Source organism: Nocardia seriolae NBRC 15557 (assembly GCF_007990715.1).
Classification (GTDB): domain Bacteria; phylum Actinomycetota; class Actinomycetes; order Mycobacteriales; family Mycobacteriaceae; genus Nocardia; species Nocardia seriolae.
The window spans coordinates 1-24,141 of the sequence record NZ_BJWY01000118.1; the positions used below are offsets into that span (position 1 = coordinate 1).

Here is a 24,141-nt window from a genome sequence, read left to right on the forward strand (position 1 = left end):
AGTACTAGTTCGATCTCAGGTGGCGTCCGGGTCCACCGGCGGACGCTCGTTGCGCTCCAGCGGTTTCTGTTCCTTGGACATCGAAATCGGGCCGGATCCGGTGTTGGTGGAACCGTTTCCGCTGCTGGGGGAGCTGACCGGCTTGTCGAAATTGGTCAGGTCATTGAAACTGTTCAGGATCGAATCGTCCCCGTCGAGCAGGTGCTTCGTCACCAGCGAGCGCGGATTCATACTGCGCAGTTCGTTCAACTGCTCCAACGGTTTCCGGATCTCGTCGAATTCCGGACCCAGCTCATTGCGCAATTGCTGCGTCGCCCCGGTGGCGTAATCGCGCGCCTGCTTCAACGCGTGCGCGGTCCAGCGAACGGCACCGGGCAGTCGCTCCGGGCCGAGAATGACAAGTGCGGCGACGAGCAAGATGAGCATCTCGCCCCAGCCAATATTGCTGAACACGGATCCAGGCTACCTTTGTCCGTTTACGGCGTTTTCGCCGCCGCACCTGCGTTGAAGCATTGTTTACCGATTAGTCGGATTCCAGGGTGACGGGGACATCCACCTCGCGCCCGTCGCGAATCAGGCGCACGGTCACGGTCTGCCCGATCTCGTGCTGCTGCACCGCGACCGTCAGCTCCTCGGGCCCCGCCACATCCCGGTCGCCGACCTTCACGATGACATCGCCCTCGACGATGCCCGCCTTGGCCGCCGGGCTCCCGGCCTGTACATCGGCCACCGCCGCACCGCTCATCACGTCATTGGCGACGATCTTGGTCTTGGCGCTCACGCCCAGCCGCGGGTGATGCACGACCCCGTCGCGGATCAGCGCCTGCGAGATCCGCTTCACCTGATCCACCGGAATCGCGAAGCCCAGACCCACCGAACCGCCGCTCTCGGACTTGATGGCCGAGTTGATGCCGATCAGACGACCCTGCATATCCACCAGCGCGCCACCGGAGTTGCCGTGGTTGATGGCGGCGTCGGTCTGCACGGCGTCCAGGGTGGCGTCGGTATCGGTGCCCTCGCCACCCACCTTCACCGGCCGGTGCAACGCCGACACGATGCCGGAGGTGACCGTCTTCTCCAGGCCCAGCGGCGAACCCAGCGCCAGCACGTCGTCACCGACCTGCACGTCGCCGGAATTGCCGAGCTGGATGACCGACAGGTTCTTCACATCGACCTTGAGGACCGCCAGGTCGGATTTGGTGTCGCGGCCCACGATCTGGGCAGGCACCCGCTGGCCGTCGGAGAACACCACATCCAGCTTGGCCTTGCCGTTCTTGTCATTGGCGGCCAGCGAGATCACGTGATTGTTGGTGACGATGTAACCCGCGCCGTCGATCACCACACCCGAACCGGTGGATCCGGTGTCGCCCAGCCAGGCCCGCACCGTGACCACCGCGGGCATGACGGCATCGACCACCTTGGTGATCTGGTTGTGCGCCCCGCCGCCCGTGGGCGCGGACTGCAGCGTCACCTTGCGCGAGGTCAGCACGGAGGCCGAGGAACCGGCGAACGCCCCGACGAAACCACCCAGCAGCCCGATGCAGGCCGCGACGACGGCCAGCACCGCCAGCGCCTTCCATGACACCCGGCCGCCGAAGAGCACCTCCCGCGCGCCCAGCTTGGCCCCGAGGGCCGGCGGCTGCGGCTGCGGCCGCGACACGGCCGGAAAGCCCAGCCGCGCGGCCGAATTCGGATCCCGCCAGGGATCGGCGGGCGCGGCCGGAGCGGCCTGATCGGCGTGCGCCTCCGGATCCCGCTGCAGCAGTTCGGCCGAACCCTCCGGACGGCCGAACGCCTCCGCCAGCACCGAATCCGGCGGACGATTGCGAATCTCGGGCTCCCCCTGCGCGGCCGTCGCCACCGACCCGGCCGCTCGCGCGGCGAACGATCCGGCCTGCCCGCCGGGGCGGCGGAAGGCGTGCGCGGTATGCGTATCGACGTGCGGCCGCACCACCGGGCGCGGTCCCAGCACCGGCGCGTCGGACGGCCGCAGGTTCCCCCGATCGGCCGCCGAATCGGATTCCCCTGACAGCGGCGAATTCCGCGCGGGCCCCTCGCCCGGAACCGGGCCCGTGTTCTTCGATTCGGTGGTCACGCTATGGACTCTACTTGCGCCACCACGAGGTCCACCGCTTGCTGTCGAACGAATCCTGGCGGTTGCTCGCGCATTCCTGGATGAGCGAACGCGGAATCCGGCTCAGGGTGTCGTGCAGACTCAACGGCGCGGAGATCTGATCCGAGGATTGCCGCAGCGCGATGCGCGCCTGCTGTTGCGCGTCCACTTCCGCGGCGCACTCCCGGCACATGGAAATGTGGTGGGCGGCACGCAGATAGGCGTTCATCCGCAATTCGCCGTCCACGTAGGCGGCGATGGCCTCACTGGCCAAATGCTCGGTGGGGGCGAAACGCGGGGGACGACGGTGCGGTCGGTCCTCGCCACTCATACGCTGCACACCCTTCTGGACGATTAAGACTGCTCGGGCCCGCCGGCCCGCGGCTCACCCGACCTTTTCGGTGGCGGCGAAACGCCGCTCCACCCCATTATGCTCGAGGTGCTCACGCAGTGCCTGACGTCCACGATGGATGCGGCTGCGCACGGTGCCCAGCTTGACGCCCAGCGTCGCGCCGATCTCCTCGTACGACAGACCCTCGATGTCACAGAGCACGACCGCCGCGCGGAATTCCGGGGCCAGCGAGTCCAGCGCGGACTGCAGATCCGGATCCAGGTTCGCGTCGTGATAGGCCTGCTCCGGGTTCGGCCCCTCGGACGGGACGCGGTCGTAGTCCTCCGGCAGCGCCTCCATGCGAATGCGGTTGCGGCGGCGGACCATGTCCAGGAACAGGTTGGTGGTGATGCGGTGCAGCCAGCCCTCGAAGGTGCCGGGCTGGTAGTTCTGCAGGGAACGGAAGACCCGGATGAAGGTTTCCTGGGTCAGATCCTCGGCGTCCTGCGGATCACCGGTGAGGCGGTAGGCCAGGCGGTACACGCGATCGGCGTGCTCGCGGACCAGTTCGTCCCAGGTCGGCATGACCGAGCGGTCACCGGTGGCGTCGAAGGCGGCGGTCCCGGTGAGGGCGTCGTCGTCGGGGGACAGCAGTGAGTCACCGTCCAGCGTGGTAACGCTGTCCAGCGGCTGAGTCTGCGGGTGCAGAGTGTTGGCGTGTTCACGCGCCGCGTCGACCATGTGGATGGGATTACCTCCTACTCGGGACCGTGAACGTCGGTATCGGTGACAACCAATCGGTTGAATCGGCTGTTCCCGATCCCGGGCCCGCGGTCGCTGGCCTGGCGTGAGCATTACTCTGGTCGGTCGTGATGAGGCGGCCGTATGCGGAGGCTGAGGGACACCTGAGAAAAATCGCCACACCGGTCGGTCACCACCACGCCTTACCGGTGTATCGCCATTAGCCTCTATTTCGTGAGCCAGACCCCCGCCGCACAGAACCTGCAGCGCAACCTCGCCTACGTGGAGGAATCCGTCGCCGAGGACGACATCCTCGTGGGCGCTCGCGAGCGCGCCGTCGAACTCGGCGCCGCCCCGGTCGCGCCGGCGGTCGGCGCGCTGCTCAGCATGTACGCCCAATTGCTCGGGGCGCGTGCGGTGGTCGAGGTCGGCACCGGGGCGGGGGTGAGCGGGCTGTGGCTGCTGGACGGCATGCGCGAGGACGGCACGCTGACCACCATCGACTCCGAGCCCGAGCATCAGCGCGCGGCCCGGGAGGCGTTCCGCTCGGCCGAGATCGCACCGGCCCGGACCCGGCTAATCAACGGGCGGGCGCTGGATGTGCTGCCGCGCCTGGCCGATGGGGCCTACGACCTGGTGTTCATCGATGCCGCGCCGCTCGAGCACCCGCAGTACGTGATGCAGGCGGTGCGGTTACTACGCGAGGGCGGGGCGATTCTGTTGCACAACGCGCTACTCGGGGGCCGGGTCCCAGATCCGGCGCAGCGGGATCCGCAGACCATGGCGGTGCGGGCGGCGACCCGGGCCATTGCCGAGGATCCGGATCTGACGAGCGTGTTGATCCCGGTCGGAGACGGTTTGCTGTGTGCCTCGCGCGGATAATCCGCGCGGCAACGATCCGGTCGGGCAGGTAGTCCGCGCGCGGAAAGTCTTCAAGAGCAACAAGATTGCGGGTCCGGATTTCGTAAGTACCGGCGAGTCGAGCCGTATGGCCCTTGCCTCTCGGTTGAACGCCTGTTTAATCTATTAAACATGCGTTCAACCGACGATCTGACCACCCGGGCCCGGATTCGCGACGCGGCGATCACCGTGTTCGGGGAGCAGGGGTTCGGGGTCGGCGTGCGGGCCATCGCGGCGGCGGCCGGGGTTTCTCCGGGGCTGGTCAATCACCATTTCGGGTCCAAGGACGGGCTGCGGGAGGCGTGTGACGACTGGGTTCGGGAGACCGTGCGGGCCGCGAAGATGGAGTACATCGAGAACCCCTCGCCGGGCGGGCTCATGCGGCAGCTGGCCGAGATCGAGGACTTCGCGCCCGGCATGGCCTATCTGATGCGCAGCCTGCAAGGGGGCGGGGCGCTGATGACCACCTTCTTCGAGCACATGGTCTCCGATACCGAGCAATACCTGCGTGCGGGCGTCGCGGCCGGAACCATCAAACCGATGCGTGACGTGTCCGCCACCGCGCGCTTCGTCGCCACCAACAACGGCGGCGGCATGATCCTGTTCCTACAGCTCTACGCGAGCGAGCATCCCGGCCCGATGGACTATCGCAAGGCCCTGCGCGAATACGCCGACCGCATGATGCTGCCCGCGCTCGAGATCTACACCCACGGCATGCTCACCGACTCCGCGGCGCTGGACGCACTGACCACGCAAACCGAGCAATAACCCATCAACGTCGTTTTCCTCCAAGGAGATTCGATGAACGTCCCTGCCAACCCGGTGATCGAAGTCCGGGACCTGCACAAGCACTTCGGGCGGGTGCGCGCCTTGGACGGCCTCGACCTCGAGGTCGCCGAGGGTGAGGTGCACGGCTTCCTCGGCCCCAACGGCTCCGGGAAATCCACCACCATCCGGGTGCTGCTGGGCATTCTGACGCGCACCTCGGGTGCGGCCACGGTGCTGGGGCGGGATCCCTGGACCGACGCGGTCGAGCTGCATCGCGATATCGCCTATGTCCCGGGCGATGTCACGCTGTGGCCGTCGCTGTCCGGCGGTGAGACCATCGACCTGCTGGCGCGCATGCGGGGCGGGATCGACGCCGATCGCCGCGCCGAGCTGATCCAGCGCTTCGAGCTGGATCCGAGCAAGAAGGCACGCACCTACTCCAAGGGCAATCGGCAGAAAGTCGCTCTGGTGTCGGCGTTTTCGTCGAATGCCCGGCTGCTCATGCTGGGCGAGCCGACCTCGGGCCTGGATCCGCTCATGGAGCAGGTGTTCGGCGAATGCGTGGCCGAGGCGGTGGCGCGCGGCACCACCGTGCTGCTGTCCAGCCACATCCTGTCCGAGGTGGAGAAGCTGTGCCAGCGGGTGACCATCATCCGGGCCGGGCGGACGGTGGAGACCGGGACCCTGGCGCAGATGCGGCACCTTTCGCGCACCGCCATCACGGCCGAAATGATCGGCAGCCCAGGGGATCTGAGCCGGATTACCGGTGTCGACGACATCAGCGTGGACGGCAGCACCCTGCGCTGCCAGGTGGACAGTGAGCACCTGGGCGAGCTGATCCGGGTACTCGGTGACGCCGGGGTGCGCAGCCTGGTCAGTCAGCCGCCGACGCTGGAAGAGCTGTTCCTGCGCCACTATTCGCTCGACGGCCGGGCCGCGGCCGACGGGAGTGAGAGTCCGGCGGGCGCGGGCGAGAAGGTGTCGAAATGACCGCCGTCGGCGCGACCGCGCCTAGGACGCTCGAATCACCCTTATTCGCAGCGGATTTCACCGGAACCGGGCAGCTGCTGCGACTGTATCTGCGGCGCGACCGGATCGTGTTGCCGCTGTGGATCCTGCTGCTGTCACTGCCGTTGGGCAGCGTGTACATCAAGAGCGTGGAGAAGGTGTACTCCACGCCCGCCGATCTGCAGAACTTCGCCGCCAGCATTCTGGCCAGCCCGGCCCAGCTGGCCATGTACGGGCCGGTCTACAACAGCAGCCTGGGCGCGACCGCCATCTGGAAAGCGGGAATGTTCTTCACGCTCATCGGCGTCGCCACCATTCTCACCGTCATCCGGCACACCCGCGCCGACGAGGAGACCGGGCGCACCGAACTGCTCGCCTCCACCCGGGTCGGCCGCTTCGCGGGCCTGACCGCCGCGCTCATCGTGGCCTACGGCGCCGCCCTGGCGACCGGGCTGCTCGGATTCGTGAGTCTCACGGGCACTTCCGTGCCGCGCACCGGTTCGCTGGCCTTCGGGCTGGCGCTGGCCGGGTCCGGCATGGTGTTCGCCTCGGTGGCGGCCGTGACCGCGCAGCTGTCGGCGAGCGCGCGGACCGCGCGCGGTCTCGCCTTCGCGGTGCTGGGCGTGACCTACACGCTGCGGGTCATCGGCGATGTCCGGGCCGGAGCCGGGCCGACCAGCCCGCTCACCTGGATGTCCCCGCTGGGCTGGTCGCTGCAGGTGCGGGCCTACGCCGGTGATCACTTCGCGGTGCTGCTGCTGCACGTGGCGGCCACCGCGGTACTCACCGTGGTCGCGTAGTACCTACTGGCGCACCGGGATACCGGGGCGGGGCTGATCGCGGAACGCCCCGGCGCGCTGGTGGCCGGGCCGGGGCTGAGCGGTCCGCTCGGGCTGGCCTGGCGGTTGCAGCGCGGCACGCTGCTGCCCTGGACCGTGGGCATCGGACTGTACGGCCTGCTCATCGGCAGCGTGACGCACGGCATCGGCAACGAACTCGGCACCAGTCAGACCATCCGGGATCTGATCACCCGCATGGGCGGCTCGGATTCGCTGGAGAAGGCGCTGATCAGCTACGCCTTCACCATGGTCGCGGTGGGCGCGGCCGCCTACTCGGTGTCGTCGGCGCTGCGGCTGCACTCCGAGGAGAGCACCGCGCACGCCGAAACCGTGCTCACCGGCGCGGTCTCCCGAACTCGCTGGGCCGCTTCACATCTGAGCTTCGCGCTGTTCGGCCCCCTGCTGGCGATGGCGGTGGCGGGCCTGCTCGGCGGGCTGATCTACGGCCGTGCCGCCGGGGACGTGGGCGGCAAGCTCGGGCCGGTGCTGGCGGCCGCGCTGGTGCAGGTGCCCGCCGTGTGGACCTTCACCGCCATCACGGTGCTGCTGTTCGGCCTGCTGCCGCGCTGGACCAGCGTGGCGTGGGGTGTGCTCACCGCGGCCGTGGCGGTGTACCTGCTGGGCTCGCTGTCCGGTGCGCCGCAATGGTTCCGCGACCTGAACCCCTTCGAACATGCCCCGAAGGTGCCCGGCGCGGCCTTCACCGCCACCCCGCTGATCGCGCTGACAGTGCTGGACGTGGTATTGATCACGTTGGGACTCATGGCATTCCGCCGCCGCGACCTCCGCTCCGCCTGACGGCGACACCCCGGCGAACGGCCGCACCGGCTCACCGGTGCGGCCGTTCCCGTGTAGTGGTGGGGACCGCGCCGAATGCACTGCCGCCTAAGTGATCTCGCGGTGCGCCGGGGCCCCGCTGACCGGCTCGGAGAGGGTGGACCGCGTCGTGATCGGCGTTCGGGGCGCGCCCGCAAACCGCACCGATCGGTTTGCGATGTGGCGAGAGTAGGTGTGTGTGCGAGTGAATACCCCTGGGGCGGGAGTGAAATCCGAGTCGGCAGTGAAATGCGGGGCGGCGCGAGCGAATTCGCAGCTGCGGTGCCGGTGCGGTGAACGGGCAGGGTGGGCGGCGCAGGGGCAGCGGTGAGGGGTGGATTCGGGGCGGGTGTGGGTGGTAACCCAGTAGGAGGATCGATTTTCGCGAGGAGGTGGGGGATATGTTCGAGGGGCTGGCGCTCGGAATACACCTGCCGGCGGGATGGTTGTGGCCGACCCTGATCTTCTTCGGCCTCATCGTTTTCGCGGCGCTACTGGTACTGCTGCTGGTGAGCGGGGCCCGATTCGACGACGGGGCGTCGCATTACGTGCCGCCGACGGTCGGATCGTGTGAACCGTTCTGTGGTGCGCGCACTCCGGCGCCCGGGATTTCGAACTGATCGGCTCCGTTTTCGAACTGATCGGTCCCGTCGAGGTTTCCGCGCCGGGCGCGCGGATACTCCACGGGAATAGTTCGACGAGTGGGGGTTCCCATGGGGCAGCGGATCCCGGCGGTGGTCGGGTTGTACCTCCGCGAGGCCGGGCGCTGGCGGCGCATTGCCGAATTCCGGCTGGCCGCGGACGGGCACGCCACCTTCCGGGCGGTCGATCCGGTCGAAGGGCTGGTCGCGCGGGTCTGGTATCACCAGGGCGTCGACATCCTGGGCGAGAACCGCACGGTGCTGCCCGCCGACGGCGCGGCATTCCTGCGGGCGCTGTTGCAGCCGTTCGGTTTTCGGGATTACCGGTTTCGCGACGACAGCTCGCCACGCGGCAGCCTGGCCCGCACCGGGCACATGGTGTCCCGGACCTTTCCGGTGGTGACCCCGGATGGCAATGAAAGCGACTGGGCAGCAGGCGATTCCGAATGCCACCGCTGTGCCGAAGTCGAATCGGCGCGTGCCGATGCGACGCACCGCCCACCTGCGCGGCCCGCCGGGTGGCGACTGCTCGACGCGGACACCGTCCAGTTCTGATCCGGCATCCGGACCCGAATTGCCCTGAGCCGCAAGTACTTCGCTACAGGCTGTTGGCCAGTAGCGCGTACTCGGCCGCGCCCTTCTTCTGCGCGCCCGCGAGATCACCGGCGTATACGACGCCCATGTAACGCCGGTATCCGACATAGCAGCGATAGGCGTCATCGGAGCGGTCGTTGACCCAGTGCCCGCACCGGGAGTTCGGCACCTTGTCCGGCGCCGAATCGGTGCTGAAGTCGCTGCCCAGGCTGGTGATGAAGCCGTTCATCAGATCCGTGCCCGCCGCGGCGTCGCGGACCCGGTAGATCTCGTTGGCGTCGACCATGCCCAGGGCGTCGGTGCCCGTCCGGTCCAGCAGCGCCTTGCGCTGGGCCTGGTCGCTCACCGCGTGCACCATCCAATTCGTGTGGTAGATCGCGAAAGTGTCCGGATCCGGTGCGCGCCCGGTCTCGCGCTTGTCGGTGATGACGCGGGCGAGCAGGCCCTCGGGGTCGGGGCTCAGGGTGTCGAGCTTGTCGGCGGACGTCTCCTGGAAGGCGTCGATGGACGGTATCTCGGCATCCAGGGTGCGCTTGGCCAGGCTCAGCAGATCGCGCTGGTCGGCGCTGGGGCGGGTGGCGAAGATGGAGAGCACGAAGTCCTTGCGGGCCATGCGGACCCCGATGGTGTTCACACCCGGCCGGTAGTGGGCGAGCGCGTCGGGATACTCCGAGATCGTCAGTCGCACGTTCTGCGCCGCCGCGACGGCGAAGTCCTTGTCCTCCAGCTCCCGGGCGGTGGCTTTGGCGGCGTCGGCGCTGCCGAACCGCATGAGCACCATGCTCACCTGGTTCGCGTTCGGGTCCGCGTGCTCGCTGCCCTGGGGGTCCGGCCGGTCGGATCCGCTGGCCGAGAAGGCGACGATGAAGCCGTGGCTCTCCAGAATGGGTTTGGCCAGGTCCGGCAGGCCGTCGTACTTCACCAGATCCGCCACCTCGGTGTGCACGAAGCTGCCGCGGCCGTAGTTGAGGCTCTGGTCGATCTTGGAGGTGGGCGCCACCGCCGCGGCCATGCGGATGCCCTCGAGCACGTCGCCGTGGCCGTTCGAAGAGGTGTCGTAATGGAACCGGTCGACCGAGTTGCCGCCGACATCGAGTGTGCGGACATCCATTTCACCCGCCACCGGATGCCCCGACTGCCCGCAGGCCGCCAGTAGTCCGGCGGCCGCCACCACGATGGACGCCATAACCGTTGTGCGCCTGGATCTCCGACTCATGGTGTTCCCTCCCACACGGTGGACCCCTTGAATTTTCGGGGTGAACAGCCGAACTGTCCAGCGGTTCTACACCCACACGCCCTTCCCGACGGTCACCACGCCGCCATTGCTCACCGCGAAGCGATCGCGGTCGCGCTCCAGATCCACGCCGATGATCTCGCCCTCGGAGACCACCACGTTCTTGTCCAGGATGGCGTGGCGCACGACCGCGCCGCGGCCGATCCGGGCGCCGGGCATGATCACGCTGCCCTCCACCGTCGCGCCGTCCTCCACCAGCACATTCGAGAACAGCACCGAATTGCGGACCGTCGCCGCGGACAGCATGCTGCCCGCGCCCACGATGGACTCCTGGGCCAGGCCGCCGCGGCCGAACTTGGCGGGCGGCAGGTTCTCGGCCGCGCCGCGAATCGGCCAGTGCTTGTTGTAGAGGTCGAACATCGGGTCCACCGACACCAGATCCATGTGCGCCTCGTAGAAGGCGTCGATGGTGCCGACATCGCGCCAGTAGCCGCGGCTGCGGTCGGTCGCGCCGGGGACGACATTGCTGGTGAAGTCGTAGACCGCGGCCGCGCCGCCGCGCACCAGGCCCGGAATGATGTCGCCGCCCATATCGTGGTCGGAGTCGTTGTCGTCGGCGTCGGCCCGGATGGCGTCCACCAGCACCTTGGTGGTGAACACGTAGTTGCCCATGGAGGCGTAGGTGACGTTCGGGTCGTCGGGGGTGCCCGGCGGGTGCGCGGGCTTCTCCAGAAAGCCGGTGATGCGGCCGGATTCGTCGGAATCGATGCAGCCGAAGGAGCTCGCCGTGCTGCGCGGCACCCGGATGCCCGCCACCGTCACGCCCGCACCCGACTCGATGTGCGCCTGCACCATCTGCTCGGGGTCCATCCGGTACACGTGGTCCGCGCCGAACACCACGATGTACTCGGGGTCCTCGTCGTAGATCAGGTTCAGCGACTGCATGATCGCGTCCGCGCTGCCGGTGTACCAGCGCGGGCCCAGCCGCTGCTGGGCCGGCACCGGGGTGATGTACTCGCCGCCGAAGCCCGACAGCCGCCAGGTCTGGGAGATGTGCCGGTCCAGCGAATGCGACTTGTACTGGGTCAGCACGCAGATCCGCAGGTAACCGGCATTCACCAGATTGGACAGCACGAAATCGATGAGCCGGTACGCGCCGCCGAACGGGACCGCGGGCTTGGCGCGGTCCTTGGTGAGCGGGAAGAGTCGCTTGCCCTCGCCACCGGCGAGCACGATCCCTAGTACGTGCGGCTGGCTCCTCACACCCCTGAAACTACCGGGTCCCGGCCAACCCGGAATGTCCAGCACATGCCGTGTTTGATTACCCCTCCGCTTCGCTCCGGGGTGGGTTCGCGGCCCCGAAGTCTCGATTCTTCCCTCCCTCCGCTCCTCCGCTTCGCTCCCCCGCTCCAGTCAGTCCAGAATCGAGACGGCCGCGAACCTTGTGTGTCGGCCTGGCGATTGGTGGCGTTGAACGGGAGCGATTAGTTTGTACTGGTGAGTTACCGTGCGGACGGAACTCGTGGACTGCGAGTGGCCATGATGACCCGCGAGTACCCGCCGGAGGTGTACGGCGGGGCGGGAGTGCACGTCACCGAACTGGTGCCCAGACTGCGGCAATTATGCGCCGTGACGGTGCACTGTATGGGGGTGCCGCGCTCGGATGCGGTGGTGCACCAACCGGATCCGATGCTTTATGCCGCGAACTCCGCGGTGCAGATGATGTCGGCGCAGTTGCGGATGGCGGATGCGGCCGGGTTCTCCGATGTGGTGCATTCGCATACCTGGTACACCGGGCTGGCCGGGCATCTGGCGGCGCAGCTGTACGGAATTCCGCATGTGCTGACCGCGCATTCGCTGGAACCGCGGCGGCCGTGGAAGGCCGAGCAGCTGGGCGGGGGTTATCGGCTCTCGTCGTGGTCGGAACACAATGCGGTGACCTACGCCGACGCGGTGATCGCGGTGAGCGAGGGTATGCGGGCGGATGTGCTGGCCGCCTATCCGGATATCGATCCGGCGAAAGTCCACGTGGTGCACAACGGGATCGATGCCGAGGTGTGGCATCCGGGCGGCCCGGCGCTCGGCTCGCGGGATGTGCTCGGCGAGCTCGGGGTGTCGCAGGGGCGGCCGATCGCGGCGTTCGTCGGGCGTATCACCCGGCAGAAGGGCGTCTCGCACCTGCTGGCCGCCGCGCGGCATCTGGATCCGGACATCCAATTGGTGCTGCTGGCCGGGGCCGCCGACACCCCCGCCATGGAGGCCGAGGTGGCCGCGGCGGTGCGCGCGCTGCGGGCCGATCGCGACGGGGTGTTCTGGATCAAGGAGATGCTGCCCACCGAGCTGGTCCGGCAGGTGCTCGCGGCCGCAACGGTTTTCGTGTGCCCGTCGGTGTACGAGCCGCTGGGCATCGTGAATCTGGAGGCCATGGCCTGCGGGACCGCGGTGGTGGCCTCCGATGTGGGCGGGATTCCGGAGGTGGTGCTGCCGGAGGAGACCGGACGGCTGGTCCACTATGCCGAGACCGCGCCCGAGGCGTACGAGCGTGCGCTGGCCCGCGCGGTGAATGCCGTTGCCGCCGACCCGGTCACGGCCGCCGCGATGGGGACGGCGGGCCGTGCCAGGGCCATCGACGCCTTCGATTGGAACCGGATCGCGGCCCAGACCGCGGGCATCTACGACCGGGTGCGCAAGGGCTAGTTCAGCGGGTATCGCATGAACACGTCGGCCCGGTCGTACGGGCTGGGCGGCAACTCCGAGGGCGGGACGTGCACGAAACCCATGGCCTCGTAGAGGTGCACGGCGCTGGCCAGGCGGGCATTGCTGGCCAGGAACAATTCCTGCGCGCCCAGCGCGCGCACCCGCTCGAGGGCGGCGGCCAGCACGATCCGGCCGATGCCGCGGCCCCGAGTGTGCGGTGACACCGCCATTTTCGACAGTTCGAAGACTCCCGGATGCTCCTGGACCAGGGCGACGCAACCGACGGCGACGCCGTCCAGGCGCGCGATCAGCACCTCCCCGCCTCCGTCCACAATCGCCTGCGGGTTGTCGAGGGTGACGAGGTCGGCGGGTTCGATCGAAAAGAAGGCTTCGATCCACTCCAGGTTCAGATCCTTGAAGGCACGGGCGTCCTCGGTCGATGCCATGGGTGCGACCACGATCGAATCGAGTTCAGGGGCGCGGGCTTCCGTCTGCTGAGTCACCGGAAAAGCATGTCCGACGTAGAACCATAACGTCCAATACTTGATAGCTGCGATCGATATCATCAACTTATGAACCCCGGGGTGGAGCTACGGCACCTGCGCTATTTCCTGGCCGTCGCCGACGAACTGCACTTCGGCCGCGCCGCCGCCCGCCTGCACATCGCCCAGCCCGCGCTCACCCAGCAGATCCAGCGCCTGGAAACCCTGCTCGGCACGCGGCTGTTCGACCGCACCTCTCGCACAGTCACCCTCACCCCCGCCGGAACCGTGCTGCGCGAGCGCGCCGCCGCCCTGCTCGGCCACGCCGAACGCGACCTGGCCGAGGTCACCCGCATCGGCCAGGGCAGCCAGGGCACCCTGCACCTGGGCTTCGTCCCCTCGGTCCTGCCCCTCGAACCCCTGCGCGGCGTCCGCGAATTCCGCGCCCGCTTCCCCCTCGTGGATGTGGACCTGGTCGAGGGCTTCACCAGCCACCTGATGGAACGCCTCGCCACCGGCACCCTCGACATGGCCATCGTCCGCGACCCCGACGACCAGCCCGGCACCGTGACCGTGCCCCTGATGACCGAGCCGTTCATGGCCATCGTGCCCGCCGACCACCCCTTGGCCGAGCGTTCCTCGATCACCGGAGCCGAACTCGCCGACAACCCCCTGGTCTTCTTCCCCCGCGCCGCAGGCGCACTCGCCTACGAAAAGAACCTCTCCCCGCTCCTGGAATCCGGCCGCCGCCCCCGCGTCGTCCAGGAAGCCACCAACTGGACGATCATCCTCTACCTGGTGGCCGCGGGCCTCGGCGTCACCATCGCCCCGCGCAGCGCCACCTTCACGGCCCCGGCCTCCGCCCGCATCCTCCCGCTCTCCGGCACCGACGCCGACACCACGATCTACCTCGCCACCCGTGAGAACGAGGACCGCCCCCTGGTCCACAACCTCCTGGAACTGCTCCCGAATCAGCGCACCCGATAGGTCGCCACACTCACCGCGGCGGTCACCGCCATCGGATCGGGCAGCGCCGCAATCCCTTCGGCCCGCTGCTCCGCCGCGTGAAACGCCGACGGCCCCATGGCGACCACATTCGCCACATCCCGGTGCGAGAGCGCCATCGTGTACTCGACCGATTCCCGCCCGACCAGCTCGAACCGCTCCCCGAGCGAGTCCGCCAGCCGATCCTGCTTGGCCGCATCCACACTCACCATCCCGAGCGGCCCGATCAGCTCACCCAGATGCCGCGAGGTAGGCGTCACCACAACGAACCGCCCGTCCTCCCGCAGCACCCGAGCCACCTCATCGGCATTGCGCGGCGCGAACACGCAGATCACCGCGTCCAGCACCCCATCCCGAATCGGCAGCCCCCGCCAAGCGTCGGCCAGCACCGCCCCGGCCCGCCCATGCGCCCGCGCGGCCCGCCGCGCCGCCGCCTTCGACACATCCAGCGCGATGCCCCGGGCCCCATCTACCGCATCCAGCACGGCCGCCAGGTAGTACCCCGTCCCCGCTCCGATCTCGAGCACCGCCGCACCGGCCACCGGCCCCGGCCCCGGCCCGAGCAGGGTTGTGGCCAGTCGGGCTGCGGAGGCGGCCGCTACAGAGCCGCCGGGCGTTGTGATTCCGGGGCGGAACCCTTGGCGGCGGGCGGCGGATATGGCCGGGGCGGGGTCATCCCGACTCGCGGAGCCGGTCGAGGTGGCAGCCGGGAGGGACTCCGCTCCGAATATTGGTGTGGCGATGTCAGCCGGAGGGAGATGTGTCGCGACGGCGGCGGCAAGGGCGGCGGCGATCGGGGCGAAGTGGCCGGCGGATTGGAAGGCGGCGCGGGCGTCGAGCATGGCCGGGGTGTCGCCGGTCATTTTGCTGGAGGCGCCGGTGAGGAGGCTTACGTAGCCCTGTTTTGCCAGGTCGAAGCTGTGGCCGTGGGGGCAGCGCAGGGTGCGGGCGGAAGGGGCGCCGACGGCGGGGTCGGCGACCGGAGCCGCGAGGAGGTGGCCGCACTGTGGGCAGGCCAAAAGATCGGCGCAGGCGAGGAGACGGTCCACTGGGGGCGGCTCGGCCGGGCCGAGGGGAGGGGTTTCGGTATCGACCGAGGCGCCGGTGAGCCGGTCCACCGGTTCGGTGCGGCTGCTCACCGGCACAGGCAGGTCAGGGTGTTACGCGGTGACTTCGGTGAGCTCTTTGCCGAGCGCTGCCGCTTCCTCCGGCGTGAGCTCGACGACCAGACGCCCGCCACCCTCGAGTGGAACCCGCATGACGATTCCACGCCCTTCCTTGGTTGCCTCGAGGGGACCGTCCCCGGTGCGGGGCTTCATGGCCGCCATCCTCTGCTCCCTCCAGATCTGCGCGGTCTGCTGCGCACTTTCATGGAACTCCAGTTGTCACCAACCAGGCAGCCCACCGGTATGTGGCGGGCTGCACCATGCCCATTCTTCCCTATCGCGGATCGGGGCGGGTACCTGAGTTCCAAAAACCGACCGTCGTGGCGTTCAGCGAGTACTCACATTCACCCAGCAATCGGCGATGTGATCGTCTACCATCCCCGCGGCCTGCATGAGTGCGTAGGCGGTGGTGGGCCCGACGAATTTGAACCCGCGCCGCTTGAGTTCTTTTGCGAGAGCGGTGGATTCGGCTGTGACAGCGGGCACATCGGACAGCGCCCGGGGTCGTTCGCTCGGGGCCGGAGCATAGGTCCAGAGCAGTGCGTCCAGGCTCTCGCCGAGATCGCGAGCAACCCGCGCATTGTGGATGCTGGCCAGTATTTTGGCCCGATTGCGAACAATGCCCGGATCCGCCATGAGGCGTTCCACATCGGCGTCGGTGAACTCGGCCACCCGCCCGATCACGAAGCCCTCGAATGCCGTGCGGAACGCGGGCCGCTTGCGCAAAATCGTGATCCACGCCAAACCCGACTGAAACGCCTCCAGGCACATTCGCGCGAAAAGCGCGTCATCGCCGTGCAGCGGCCGTCCCCACTCGCGATCGTGGTAATCCCGATAAAGCTGGGAACCCTCCGACCAGCCGCACCGAATCCGCCCGTCGCCGTCGGATTCCACGCTCATCGCGCACCCGGCTCGTCACCGGCGGGCGGGGTGGCGGTCGGGACGCTCGGCGCGGCGGATTCGCTACCCAGCACCTGCGGCACGGGAACCTCACCGTTCGGCTCGCCGGGCACGACCCGGCGCGGCTGCGGCGCTTCGGCGGTGCCGGGCTGCCCGGTGGCAGCCTCCCCGGCGGTCGCCCGGGCCAACTGCCCCTCGAGTTCGTCGATGCGGGCCGCGAGCCGGGCCAGCGCCCAGTCCACCTCGCCCGCCTTGTAGCCGCGGAACACCTGCTGGAAGCGCACCGCGCGCACATCGCAGCCGCTGATCCCGGACGCGGGCAGCACGGTGACGGTCGTCCCCTCCGGCAGCGGCCCGAGCTCCTCGGACCGCCCGAAGATCGCACTGGCCACCAGGAACAGCAGCGCGGCGACCAATCCGACGATCAGCACGTACAGCAGCATCGTGAGCATGCCGTCGAGCTTAGGGGGCGGTCCCACCCGCGTCCGCCCGTGCCCCAGCGGAATCTCGCCCTCGAATTCCGTGCTCCCGCAAGGGGAACAAGATCAGGGAGCTGTCGGTGCGGGAATTCGGACGAAATTCCGCGCTGACAGCTCCCTGATCTTGGTTGCTACAGGTGGCGGGTGGTGTCGATGGAGAGGGACATGCCTGCCAGGCCGCGGCGGCGGACGGCGAGTTTGTCGGAGATTTCCAGGAGGGCCTTGCCGGAGGCGCTCTCGGGGGCGCGCAGGACGATGGGGGTGCCCTCGTCGCCCGCCTCGCGCAGGCCCTGTTCGATCGGGATCTGGCCCAGCAGGGGGACATTCGCGCCGATGGCGCGGGTCAGGTTGTCGGCCACGGTCTGGCCGCCGCCGGAGCCGTAGAGCTCCATGCGGGTGCCGTCGGGCAGGTCCAGCCAGGACATGTTCTCGATGACGCCGGCGATGCGCTGGCGGGTCTGCAGGGCGATCGAGCCCGCGCGCTCGGCGACCTCGGCGGCGGCCAGCTGCGGGGTGGTCACCACCAGGATCTCGGCATTGGGGATGAGCTGGGCCAGCGAGATGGCCACGTCGCCGGTGCCCGGCGGCAGGTCCAGCAGCAGGATGTCGAGGTCGCCCCAGAAGACGTCGGCGAGGAACTGCTGCAGTGCGCGGTGCAGCATCGGGCCGCGCCACACCACCGGCGTGTTGCCCTGGGTGAACATGGAGATCGAGATGACCTTCACGTCGTGCGCGATGGGCGGCATGATCATGCGCTCGACCTGGGTGGGGCGCTGATCGGTGCCCAGCATGCGCGGGACGGAGTGGCCGTAGATGTCGGCGTCGAGCACGCCGACCGACAGGCCCGTGGCGGCCATGGCGGTCGCGAGATTCACGGTGACTGAGGACTTTCCGACGCCGCCCTTGCCGGAGGCGACCGCGTAGACGCGGGTGAGCGAGCCGGGCTGGGCGAACGGGATGACCGGTTCGGCGGCGTCGCCGCGCAGCTTGCGGCGCAGTTCGGTGCGCTGCTCGTCGTTCATGACATCCAGCGCGACCGTGATCGCGCCGACCCCGGCCACGTCGGCCACGGCCTTCGTGACCCGTTCCTGGATGGCGGTTTTCATCGGGCAGGCCGATGTCGTCAGGTAGATCACAACGTGGACACTGCTATCCGCGCCGACTTCGACGCTCTTCACCATGCCCAGCTCGGTGATCGGCTTCCGGATCTCCGGGTCGTTCACCTTCGCGAGCGCGCCCCGCACATCCGATTCCGTAACCACTGGCATGGCACCGAGTCTAGGGACGCCCGCGGGGGGCCTCAGATGCGGGGGAGAGCCGCGGCCGAAGGGGAGACGCCGGAGCCGTATGCGGTCTCCCACGCCATCACATTGGCGACGTAGGCCATGGAGTTGTTGTAGCGGAGGATGGCCCGGGTCTGCTGGCCGGGATCGCGCATGTCGAGGCCGCCCTCGCAGAGGTACTTGCCCGCGGTGAGCGTGGCGTCGTAGATGTTCTGCGGATCGGCGATGCCGTCGCCATTGCCGTCGGCCGCGTACTTGCGCCAGGTCTCGGGCAGGAACTGCATGGGGCCCACGGCGCGGCGGTAGCTGCCGGACAGACCGTCCAGGTCGCCGCCGTCGGAGGTGGCGATCACGTTGTTGCCGTAGAGGCTTCCGTCCAGGACCGGGCCGTAGACGTTCTGCAGCGGATACCCGTTGTCGTCGATTTTGCCGAAGCCGTGGGTGGATTCGACCCGGCCGATACCGGCCAGCAGGTTCCACGAGATATTGCAGCCCGGATTCTCCACGGCCAGAATGCGTTCCGCGTTCTGATAGGCGTCGTAGGCCACGCCCGGCATGCCGAGCGGACCGGCGGGACGCGCGGAGGGCACCCGGCCTTCGGGCTGGGCGACCGACTTCACCTGTGGGGGGCCAACGGGCGCAACCTGTTTGGCCTCGTGCAGCAGTGGTTCGGGGGCGGCGGCGGGTGCGGCCGCCTCGGGTCTGGGTAGTTGTTCCTCGCCGTCGGACAGCTGTTGCTGGACGGTGTCCGCGAGCTTGTCTGTGATGTGCCCATCGCCCGCGCCGGTAACTGCGGCGAGACCTGCGGGTACCAATCCGGTCAAGGCGATGACCGATCCGCGGCGAACCTTCGGGACCTGGGGCGTGCGGTGACGACCCACTGTGTGGTGACCCTCCATGCCATCGGTTGATACCGGGGTGAATGCAGTGAAGGCCACGTTACCTTATCCGAGACCTTCCTGTTACCCCTTCGTGACCAACTCTCAGGTTTTGAAGGAATCCCTTGTCAGAAGCGAGTTTCGGAGCCCCGTTCCGAAACTCGCAACTCACACATTCGTTACGGAGCGGGCGCGGGAGCCGGGGCCGGAAGCGGGATGGTGATGCCGAACGGCAGCGTGATACCCGGTGCGGGCGTGGTGGTCTCGACCGTGTCCGGCGCGGTGTCGGCCGGGGCCATGGGCTCGGCCTCGGGCGTCTTGGTCGGGGTGACGGTTTGCTGATCCTGCGGTTGCTGGACGGCCTGCTGCGGCTGGTCCTGCGGCTTGTTCGGATCCTGTTGCCCCGCCTGCACGCTGCAACCGGTGTCCTTGACGACCGGCTTGCCGTCGGGGCCGAAGACGAGCGGCTGGCCATTGGTGGCCAGGATCGGCTTGCCGTCGGACCCGAGCACCTGCTGGCCGGGCTCACCGCTCTCGGGCAGCTGCTGAGCCGGAACCGTCACCTGCTCACAGGGATTGGCGGGCACCACCGGGGCCGGGCAGAAGATGCCGCAGGGGATCGGCGGCAGGCCCGGGATGGTGATCATCACCTGGGTCGGGGTCGGCGTGGTGGCGACCGGCTGCTGCGTGGTCTCGGTGTCGGTGGTCGCCGGAATGGTGGTGGAGGCGACGATGATGTCCGGGCCGCTGACCGGAACGTAGTTGTTGCCAACCAGATCCGGCGAGATGGTCACCTGCTGCGGGGTGCCGCCGGTCCGGTAGGCATTGGCCCAGCTGAGCACATTGGCCGCGTAGGCGACCGAATTGTTGTAGCGCAGCACGGCGCGCAGCTGCTGGGCCGGATCGGCCAGATCCATGCCGCCCGAGCACAGGTACTTGCCCGCCGCCAGCGCGGCGTCGAAGACATTGTTGGGATCCGGAGTGCCGCTGCCCTTTCCATTGGCGGCATACACCGACCAGGTGCTGGGCAGGAACTGCATGGGCCCGATGGCGCGCACGTAGTTGCCGTCGGCGGCCTTGATGATCTCGTTGCCGGGCAGCGTGCTGTCCAGGGCCGGGCCGTAGATCGGGGTGACCGTGGTGCCCGCGGTATCGGTGCGGCCGTTGTCGGCGTGATTGGACTCGATGCGGCCGATGCCGGCCAGCAGGTACCAGGGCAGGTGGCAGTTCGGGTCCGAGGACTGCAACGCCAGTTCCGCATTGCGGTAGGCGGCCAGCACGATCTCCGGAATGCCGAGCACGCCGTTGCCGCCGGGCAGCGCGATGTCCCGCAGCGGGACGGTGCCGCCGAAGAGCGGGACGCCGTCCGCGGGCGGGGTCATTGCGCTGAGTTTGCGGGGGGCCTCCGGAGCCGCCGGAACCAGGCCGACGGTCCGATCCGAGGGGGTTTCGACCGGGCTGCTCACGCTCGCGTTGTGAGCGGCGGCGGCCGCCAGCAGGGCGTCCGGGGCGGCCTGCGGGGCGGCGACGTGAACGGTCGTATTGGTGGTCGAACCGGCGGTGACCAGGCCCGCTATCAACAGCGCCGACGCTGTCACCGGAGCAGATATTCTCTTCGCCACCACACAATCCCCTCAGTCGTGCGGCCGGTTCCCGGTGGTGACACTCAAACTGCGGCAGTGTCTGGGTCGGTCGCTCGGAACAACGTGATCCAGGTTACCCATGAGTCAGCTACTTCGGTACAACTTCTGTGGTCAGTCGCCATCATTTTGTGCCAAATTTGCGACCCCGGGGGTCTTCCGGTCGGTACTCTTCTTTGCTTTCTTGGCCTTGACGACCTCGCCGTCGACAGCCAGCTTCTCCAATCTGAGCAGGGATTCCTTGATGTCGTCCAGTTCCCGGCGCACGTAGTCGCGCGTGGCGACCTCGCCGACGGCCAGGCGCAGCGACGCCAGTTCGCGGGCCAGGAATTCGGTATCGGCCTTCGTCTGGGCCGCTCGGCTGCGGTCCTCCTCCAGCGAGACCCGGTCGCGATTGTCCTGCCGGTTCTGCGCGAGCAGGATGAGCGGCGCGGCGTAGGCGGCCTGGGTGGAGAACGCCAGGTTCAGCAGGATGAAGGGGTAGGGGTCCCACTGCAGGCGCAGGGCGAAGACATTGAGCAGGATCCACACGATGACGATCACGGTCTGGATCACCAGGTAGCGGCCGGTGCCCAGAAAGCGCGCGATGTTCTCGCTGGTGCGCGCCATTGCCTCGGCGTCCCAGTCCAAGCCGCGGAAGCGGGACTCGACCGGGGTCTCCAGGCGCTGGCGGGCACTGGTCTTTTCGAGCCGTTCGCTCATGAGCGGCCTCCCGTCCCCTCGATCACGGGCACGCCGTGTACGTCGTGATGGTCTTCGTCCTGCTCGCGCCAGTCCTCGGGGAGCAGGTGGTCGAGCACGTCATCGACGGTGACCGCACCCAGTAGATGATTCTCCGCATCCACCACCGGCCCGCACACCAGGTTGTAGGTGGCGAAATATCGAGTCACCGCGGTGAGCGGCGCGTCGGGGCGCAGCTGCACCAGATCGGTGTCGACGATGCCGCCGACGAGGTTGGCCGGGGGTTCCCGCAGCAGCTGCTGGAAGTGCACGCAGCCCAGATAACGACCGGTCGGTGTGGCGGTGGGCGGGCGCACCACGAACGCCATGGTGGCCAGGGCCGGGGTGAGCTCGGGATCGCGAATGCGGGCCAGCGCCTCGGCGACCGTGGTGGAGGCGGTCAGCACGATCGCGTCCGGGGTCATCAGACCACCGGCGGTGTAGGGGGCGTGCTCGAGCAGCCGGCGCACCGGCTCGGAGTCCTCCGGATCCATCAGCGCCAGTAGCGATTCCGCCTCGCCCGCGGGCAGCTCGCCCAGCAGGTCGGCCGCGTCGTCGGGGTCCATGGCCTCGAGCAGGTCGGCGGCGCGTTCCACGCCGAGCTGTTCGAGCAGTTCCACCTGGTCGTTCTCGGGCAGCTCCTGCACCACGTCGGCGAGTCGCTCGTCATCGAAGGCGGCGGCGACCTCGATGCGGCGCTTGCCCGGCAGCTCGCGCAGCATGTGCGCGACATCGGCGGGTCGCATGCCCTCGAACTGCTCGAGCAGCTGGGTGACGTCCTGGCCGGGCATATTGAGCTCGGTCTGGGTCAGGCCGCGCACCTGCGCCCAGTCGACCACGTGCACCGCCCCGCGGCGGCCGAAACCGACGGTGAGGCGGCGGCGTTCGCGCACGGCGACCCGGGAGATCATCCAGGCTCGGGTGCGGCCCTGCTCGATGCCCAGGTCGACCACCACCACGTCCACGCCCAGCAGCTGGGGCAGCTCCGGATCGGCGACACGGACGGTGGAATCGAGAATCTGCGCGACGGCCAGCAATTCGCCGGGGCGCTGCTCGAAGCGGCGCACACTGATGGTGCCGGTGGTGAGGGCGATGGCGCCGGGCTCGATGGACTGCACCCGCAGCATGGGCACGAAAATCCGCTTCCGGGTGGGCAGTTCGACGAGAATGCCCAGGACCCGGGGTTGCTGACGGTCGTAACGTATCGAGATCACGATGTCGCGGAGGCGGCCGATAGACTCGCCGTCCGGTCCCAATACCACCAAGCCCGCCAACCGGGCGGCGAAAACCCTCGTCGCTGCCATGTTTGGTAAGGCTAGTGGGTCGAGCGCGTCCGAATTGTCGCGCCACGTGTCAGCGTGATCGGTCAGGCCCCGAAGGAGGCAGCTTGCGTAACCACGTAGGGGCCCCGAGCGCGCTGAAAATGACAAGGAGTGAGCCATGACATCACGGCGATCGGTGCTGGCTGTGCCGGGTAGTAACCCGCGCATGATCGAGAAGGCCAAGGGATTGCCCGCCGACGAGGTGTTCCTGGACCTCGAGGACGCGGTCGCGCCGGCGGCCAAGGCGGCGGCCCGGGCCAATATCGTGGCGGCGCTGAACTCGGGCGGCTGGGGCGGGCAGATCCGCGTGGTGCGGGTGAATGACTGGAGCACCGAGTACACCTACGCCGACGTGATCACGGTGGTCGAGGGCGCGGGCTCGGAGCTGGACGCCATCGTGCTGCCCAAGGCGACCGACGCCGGGCAGGTGCAGGCCCTGGATCTGCTGCTGACCCAGCTGGAGAAGGCCAACGGGCTGCCGGTCGGGCGGATCGGGATCGAGCCGCAGATCGAGAACGCGCTGGGGCTGCGCAATATCGACGCCATCGCCACCGCGAGCCCGCGGGTGCAGACCCTGGTGTTCGGGCCCGCGGACTTCATGGCCTCGATCAATATGCGCACGCTGGTGGTCGGCGAGCAGCCCGAGGGCTACGCGCCGGGCGACGCCTACCACCACATCTACATGACCATCCTGCTGGCCGCGCGCGCCCACGGGTTGCAGGCCATCGACGGGCCCTACCTGGCGGTCCGCGATCTCGACGGTTTCCGCCGCAACGCATCCCGCACGGCCGCACTGGGTTTCGACGGCAAGTGGGTGCTGCACCCGGACCAGATCACCGCCTGCAACGAGATCTTCAGCCCGCGCCAGGCCGACTACGACCGGGCCGAGGAGATCCTCGACGCGTACGCCTTCCACACCTCGGTCGGCGGCGGCGCGCGGGGCGCGGTCATGCTGGGCGACGAGATGATCGACGAGGCCAGCGCGAAAATGGCTCAGGTCATCGCTGATAAAGGCCGGGCCGCGGGAATGGCGCGTACCACGCGTTTCGAAGCCCCGACTGTGGACGCGAAATAGCATGATGGAGTCATGACGAATCCCTTGGGGAATGCGAACCGGGGCCGCCCGGGCCTACCGACGCCACCGTCGGGCTGGCCGATCGGCTCCTACCCGACCTATGCGGAGGCGCAGCGGGCCGTCGACTTCCTGGCCGACAATCAGTTCCCGGTGGAGGGCGTGACCATCGTCGGTGTCGACCTGATGCAGGTCGAGCGCGTGCTGTACCGGCTGACCTGGGGCAAAGTCATCGGCGGCGGCATGGTTTCGGGCGCCTGGCTGGGCCTTTTCCTGGGTCTGCTGCTGAGCATGTTCACCTCGGGCGGGGCCATCGGCCCGCTCGCGGTGGGCCTGATCGGCGGCATCATCTTCGGCCTCATCTCCGCGACCATCCCGTACGCGGCCACCCGCGGTCAGCGCGACTTCGCCTCCACCATGCAGCTGGTGGCCGGGCGCTACGACGTGCTGTGCGATCCCAAGACCGCCGAGCAGGCGCGGGACATGCTGGCCAGGCTGGCCATCTAGTGTCC

The 24,141-nt window shown here is 68.5% G+C and carries 24 protein-coding genes and 2 pseudogenes; 10 read left to right on the forward strand and 16 right to left on the reverse strand.

The features are described from left to right. Positions 1 to 15: 15 nt before the first annotated feature. The 4 genes from tatB to sigE all read right to left on the reverse strand — a co-directional run bounded on the left by tatB (position 16) and on the right by sigE (position 3,185). Entirely contained in the window at positions 16 to 453 is a 438-nt protein-coding gene (gene tatB / locus NS2_RS28110) for a Sec-independent protein translocase protein TatB (RefSeq protein ID WP_033090430.1), read from the reverse strand. A 70-nt stretch (positions 454 to 523) separates the two neighbouring features. Continuing rightward, on the reverse strand, positions 524 to 2,095 hold the full coding sequence (locus tag NS2_RS28115) for a S1C family serine protease (RefSeq protein WP_045439221.1): 1,572 nt from the start codon (positions 2,093 to 2,095) through the stop codon (positions 524 to 526). 10 nt (positions 2,096 to 2,105) lie between these two features. After that, positions 2,106 to 2,444: a hypothetical protein gene (locus NS2_RS28120; RefSeq protein WP_033090429.1), complete on the reverse strand. Its 339-nt coding sequence runs from the start codon at positions 2,442 to 2,444 to the stop codon at positions 2,106 to 2,108. Between the two features lie 54 nt (positions 2,445 to 2,498). After that, positions 2,499 to 3,185: an RNA polymerase sigma factor SigE gene (sigE, locus tag NS2_RS28125; protein ID WP_081986250.1), complete on the reverse strand. Its 687-nt coding sequence runs from the start codon at positions 3,183 to 3,185 to the stop codon at positions 2,499 to 2,501. A gap of 234 nt (positions 3,186 to 3,419) precedes the next feature. On the opposite strand from sigE, the gene NS2_RS28130 reads away from it, so the two are divergent. The 6 genes and pseudogenes from NS2_RS28130 to NS2_RS28155 all read left to right on the forward strand — a co-directional run bounded on the left by NS2_RS28130 (position 3,420) and on the right by NS2_RS28155 (position 8,712). Continuing rightward, the gene (locus NS2_RS28130) at positions 3,420 to 4,067 is read left to right on the forward strand and encodes an O-methyltransferase (protein ID WP_045439218.1); all 648 of its coding nucleotides are present in this window, start codon (positions 3,420 to 3,422) and stop codon (positions 4,065 to 4,067) included. Positions 4,068 to 4,217: 150 nt separating this feature from the next. Next, positions 4,218 to 4,853, forward strand: a complete 636-nt coding sequence (locus NS2_RS28135; RefSeq protein ID WP_033090428.1) for a TetR/AcrR family transcriptional regulator — start codon at positions 4,218 to 4,220, stop codon at positions 4,851 to 4,853. 33 nt (positions 4,854 to 4,886) lie between these two features. Next, the gene (locus tag NS2_RS28140; RefSeq protein ID WP_147207343.1) at positions 4,887 to 5,843 is read left to right on the forward strand and encodes an ABC transporter ATP-binding protein; all 957 of its coding nucleotides are present in this window, start codon (positions 4,887 to 4,889) and stop codon (positions 5,841 to 5,843) included. Further along, positions 5,840 to 7,498, forward strand: a pseudogene (locus NS2_RS28145) (ABC transporter permease). Before NS2_RS28140 ends, NS2_RS28145 begins: the two are co-directional and overlap by 4 nt. A gap of 419 nt (positions 7,499 to 7,917) precedes the next feature. Next, positions 7,918 to 8,136 (forward strand): hypothetical protein, encoded by a 219-nt coding sequence (locus NS2_RS28150; RefSeq protein WP_033090426.1) that lies wholly within the window; start codon positions 7,918 to 7,920, stop codon positions 8,134 to 8,136. An 81-nt stretch (positions 8,137 to 8,217) separates the two neighbouring features. Beyond that, positions 8,218 to 8,712, forward strand: coding sequence for a hypothetical protein (locus NS2_RS28155; protein ID WP_143837602.1), 495 nt, complete (start codon positions 8,218 to 8,220; stop codon positions 8,710 to 8,712). A gap of 43 nt (positions 8,713 to 8,755) precedes the next feature. Here NS2_RS28155 and NS2_RS28160 read toward each other — a convergent pair whose 3' ends face one another. Next, positions 8,756 to 9,937, reverse strand: coding sequence for a DUF7373 family lipoprotein (locus NS2_RS28160; RefSeq protein ID WP_052086907.1), 1,182 nt, complete (start codon positions 9,935 to 9,937; stop codon positions 8,756 to 8,758). A gap of 96 nt (positions 9,938 to 10,033) precedes the next feature. Next, on the reverse strand, positions 10,034 to 11,248 hold the full coding sequence (glgC, locus tag NS2_RS28165) for a glucose-1-phosphate adenylyltransferase (protein ID WP_033090423.1): 1,215 nt from the start codon (positions 11,246 to 11,248) through the stop codon (positions 10,034 to 10,036). A gap of 264 nt (positions 11,249 to 11,512) precedes the next feature. Here glgC and glgA point away from each other — a divergent pair, with 264 nt between their 5' ends. Continuing rightward, on the forward strand, positions 11,513 to 12,682 hold the full coding sequence (gene glgA, locus NS2_RS28170) for a glycogen synthase (protein WP_033090432.1): 1,170 nt from the start codon (positions 11,513 to 11,515) through the stop codon (positions 12,680 to 12,682). Here the strand turns inward: glgA and NS2_RS28175 are convergent. Then, on the reverse strand, positions 12,679 to 13,185 hold the full coding sequence (locus NS2_RS28175; RefSeq protein WP_197707866.1) for a GNAT family N-acetyltransferase: 507 nt from the start codon (positions 13,183 to 13,185) through the stop codon (positions 12,679 to 12,681). The genes glgA and NS2_RS28175 overlap by 4 nt on opposite strands. Positions 13,186 to 13,254: 69 nt before the next feature. On the opposite strand from NS2_RS28175, the gene NS2_RS28180 reads away from it, so the two are divergent. Continuing rightward, complete coding sequence (locus NS2_RS28180; RefSeq protein WP_036548486.1) at positions 13,255 to 14,151, forward strand: LysR family transcriptional regulator; 897 nt, start codon at positions 13,255 to 13,257, stop codon at positions 14,149 to 14,151. Here NS2_RS28180 and NS2_RS28185 read toward each other — a convergent pair. The 9 genes and pseudogenes from NS2_RS28185 to NS2_RS28225 all read right to left on the reverse strand — a co-directional run bounded on the left by NS2_RS28185 (position 14,136) and on the right by NS2_RS28225 (position 22,539). Then, on the reverse strand, positions 14,136 to 15,308 hold the full coding sequence (locus NS2_RS28185) for a methyltransferase domain-containing protein (protein WP_327128467.1): 1,173 nt from the start codon (positions 15,306 to 15,308) through the stop codon (positions 14,136 to 14,138). The genes NS2_RS28180 and NS2_RS28185 overlap by 16 nt on opposite strands. Before the next feature lie 21 nt (positions 15,309 to 15,329). After that, complete coding sequence (locus NS2_RS28190; protein WP_071343635.1) at positions 15,330 to 15,497, reverse strand: DUF3117 domain-containing protein; 168 nt, start codon at positions 15,495 to 15,497, stop codon at positions 15,330 to 15,332. Between the two features lie 165 nt (positions 15,498 to 15,662). Continuing rightward, the gene (locus NS2_RS28195) at positions 15,663 to 16,235 is read right to left on the reverse strand and encodes a DNA-3-methyladenine glycosylase I (protein ID WP_033090420.1); all 573 of its coding nucleotides are present in this window, start codon (positions 16,233 to 16,235) and stop codon (positions 15,663 to 15,665) included. A 137-nt stretch (positions 16,236 to 16,372) separates the two neighbouring features. Continuing rightward, positions 16,373 to 16,687: pseudogene (locus NS2_RS28200) on the reverse strand (DivIVA domain-containing protein); the annotation flags it as partial. A 158-nt stretch (positions 16,688 to 16,845) separates the two neighbouring features. Continuing rightward, positions 16,846 to 17,982 carry an Mrp/NBP35 family ATP-binding protein gene (locus tag NS2_RS28205; protein ID WP_033090418.1) on the reverse strand — a complete coding sequence of 379 codons (1,137 nt, stop codon included), beginning with the start codon at positions 17,980 to 17,982 and terminating at the stop codon, positions 16,846 to 16,848. 32 nt (positions 17,983 to 18,014) lie between these two features. Further along, positions 18,015 to 18,878 (reverse strand): lytic transglycosylase domain-containing protein, encoded by an 864-nt coding sequence (locus NS2_RS28210; RefSeq protein WP_033090417.1) that lies wholly within the window; start codon positions 18,876 to 18,878, stop codon positions 18,015 to 18,017. A gap of 176 nt (positions 18,879 to 19,054) precedes the next feature. After that, positions 19,055 to 20,473 (reverse strand): lytic transglycosylase domain-containing protein, encoded by a 1,419-nt coding sequence (locus NS2_RS28215; RefSeq protein WP_231992935.1) that lies wholly within the window; start codon positions 20,471 to 20,473, stop codon positions 19,055 to 19,057. 156 nt (positions 20,474 to 20,629) lie between these two features. Continuing rightward, the gene (locus NS2_RS28220; protein WP_033090415.1) at positions 20,630 to 21,217 is read right to left on the reverse strand and encodes a DUF1003 domain-containing protein; all 588 of its coding nucleotides are present in this window, start codon (positions 21,215 to 21,217) and stop codon (positions 20,630 to 20,632) included. Further along, positions 21,214 to 22,539, reverse strand: coding sequence for a magnesium transporter MgtE N-terminal domain-containing protein (locus NS2_RS28225; RefSeq protein WP_033090414.1), 1,326 nt, complete (start codon positions 22,537 to 22,539; stop codon positions 21,214 to 21,216). Before NS2_RS28225 ends, NS2_RS28220 begins: the two co-directional genes overlap by 4 nt. 136 nt (positions 22,540 to 22,675) lie before the next feature. Here NS2_RS28225 and NS2_RS28230 point away from each other — a divergent pair, with 136 nt between their 5' ends. Together NS2_RS28230 and NS2_RS28235 are read left to right on the forward strand one after the other, a co-directional pair. Further along, a complete protein-coding gene (locus NS2_RS28230) occupies positions 22,676 to 23,632 on the forward strand; it encodes an HpcH/HpaI aldolase/citrate lyase family protein (protein ID WP_033090413.1) in 957 nt (318 codons plus the stop codon). A gap of 12 nt (positions 23,633 to 23,644) precedes the next feature. Continuing rightward, complete coding sequence (locus NS2_RS28235) at positions 23,645 to 24,136, forward strand: YflT domain-containing protein (protein ID WP_033090412.1); 492 nt, start codon at positions 23,645 to 23,647, stop codon at positions 24,134 to 24,136. Positions 24,137 to 24,141 lie beyond the last annotated feature (5 nt).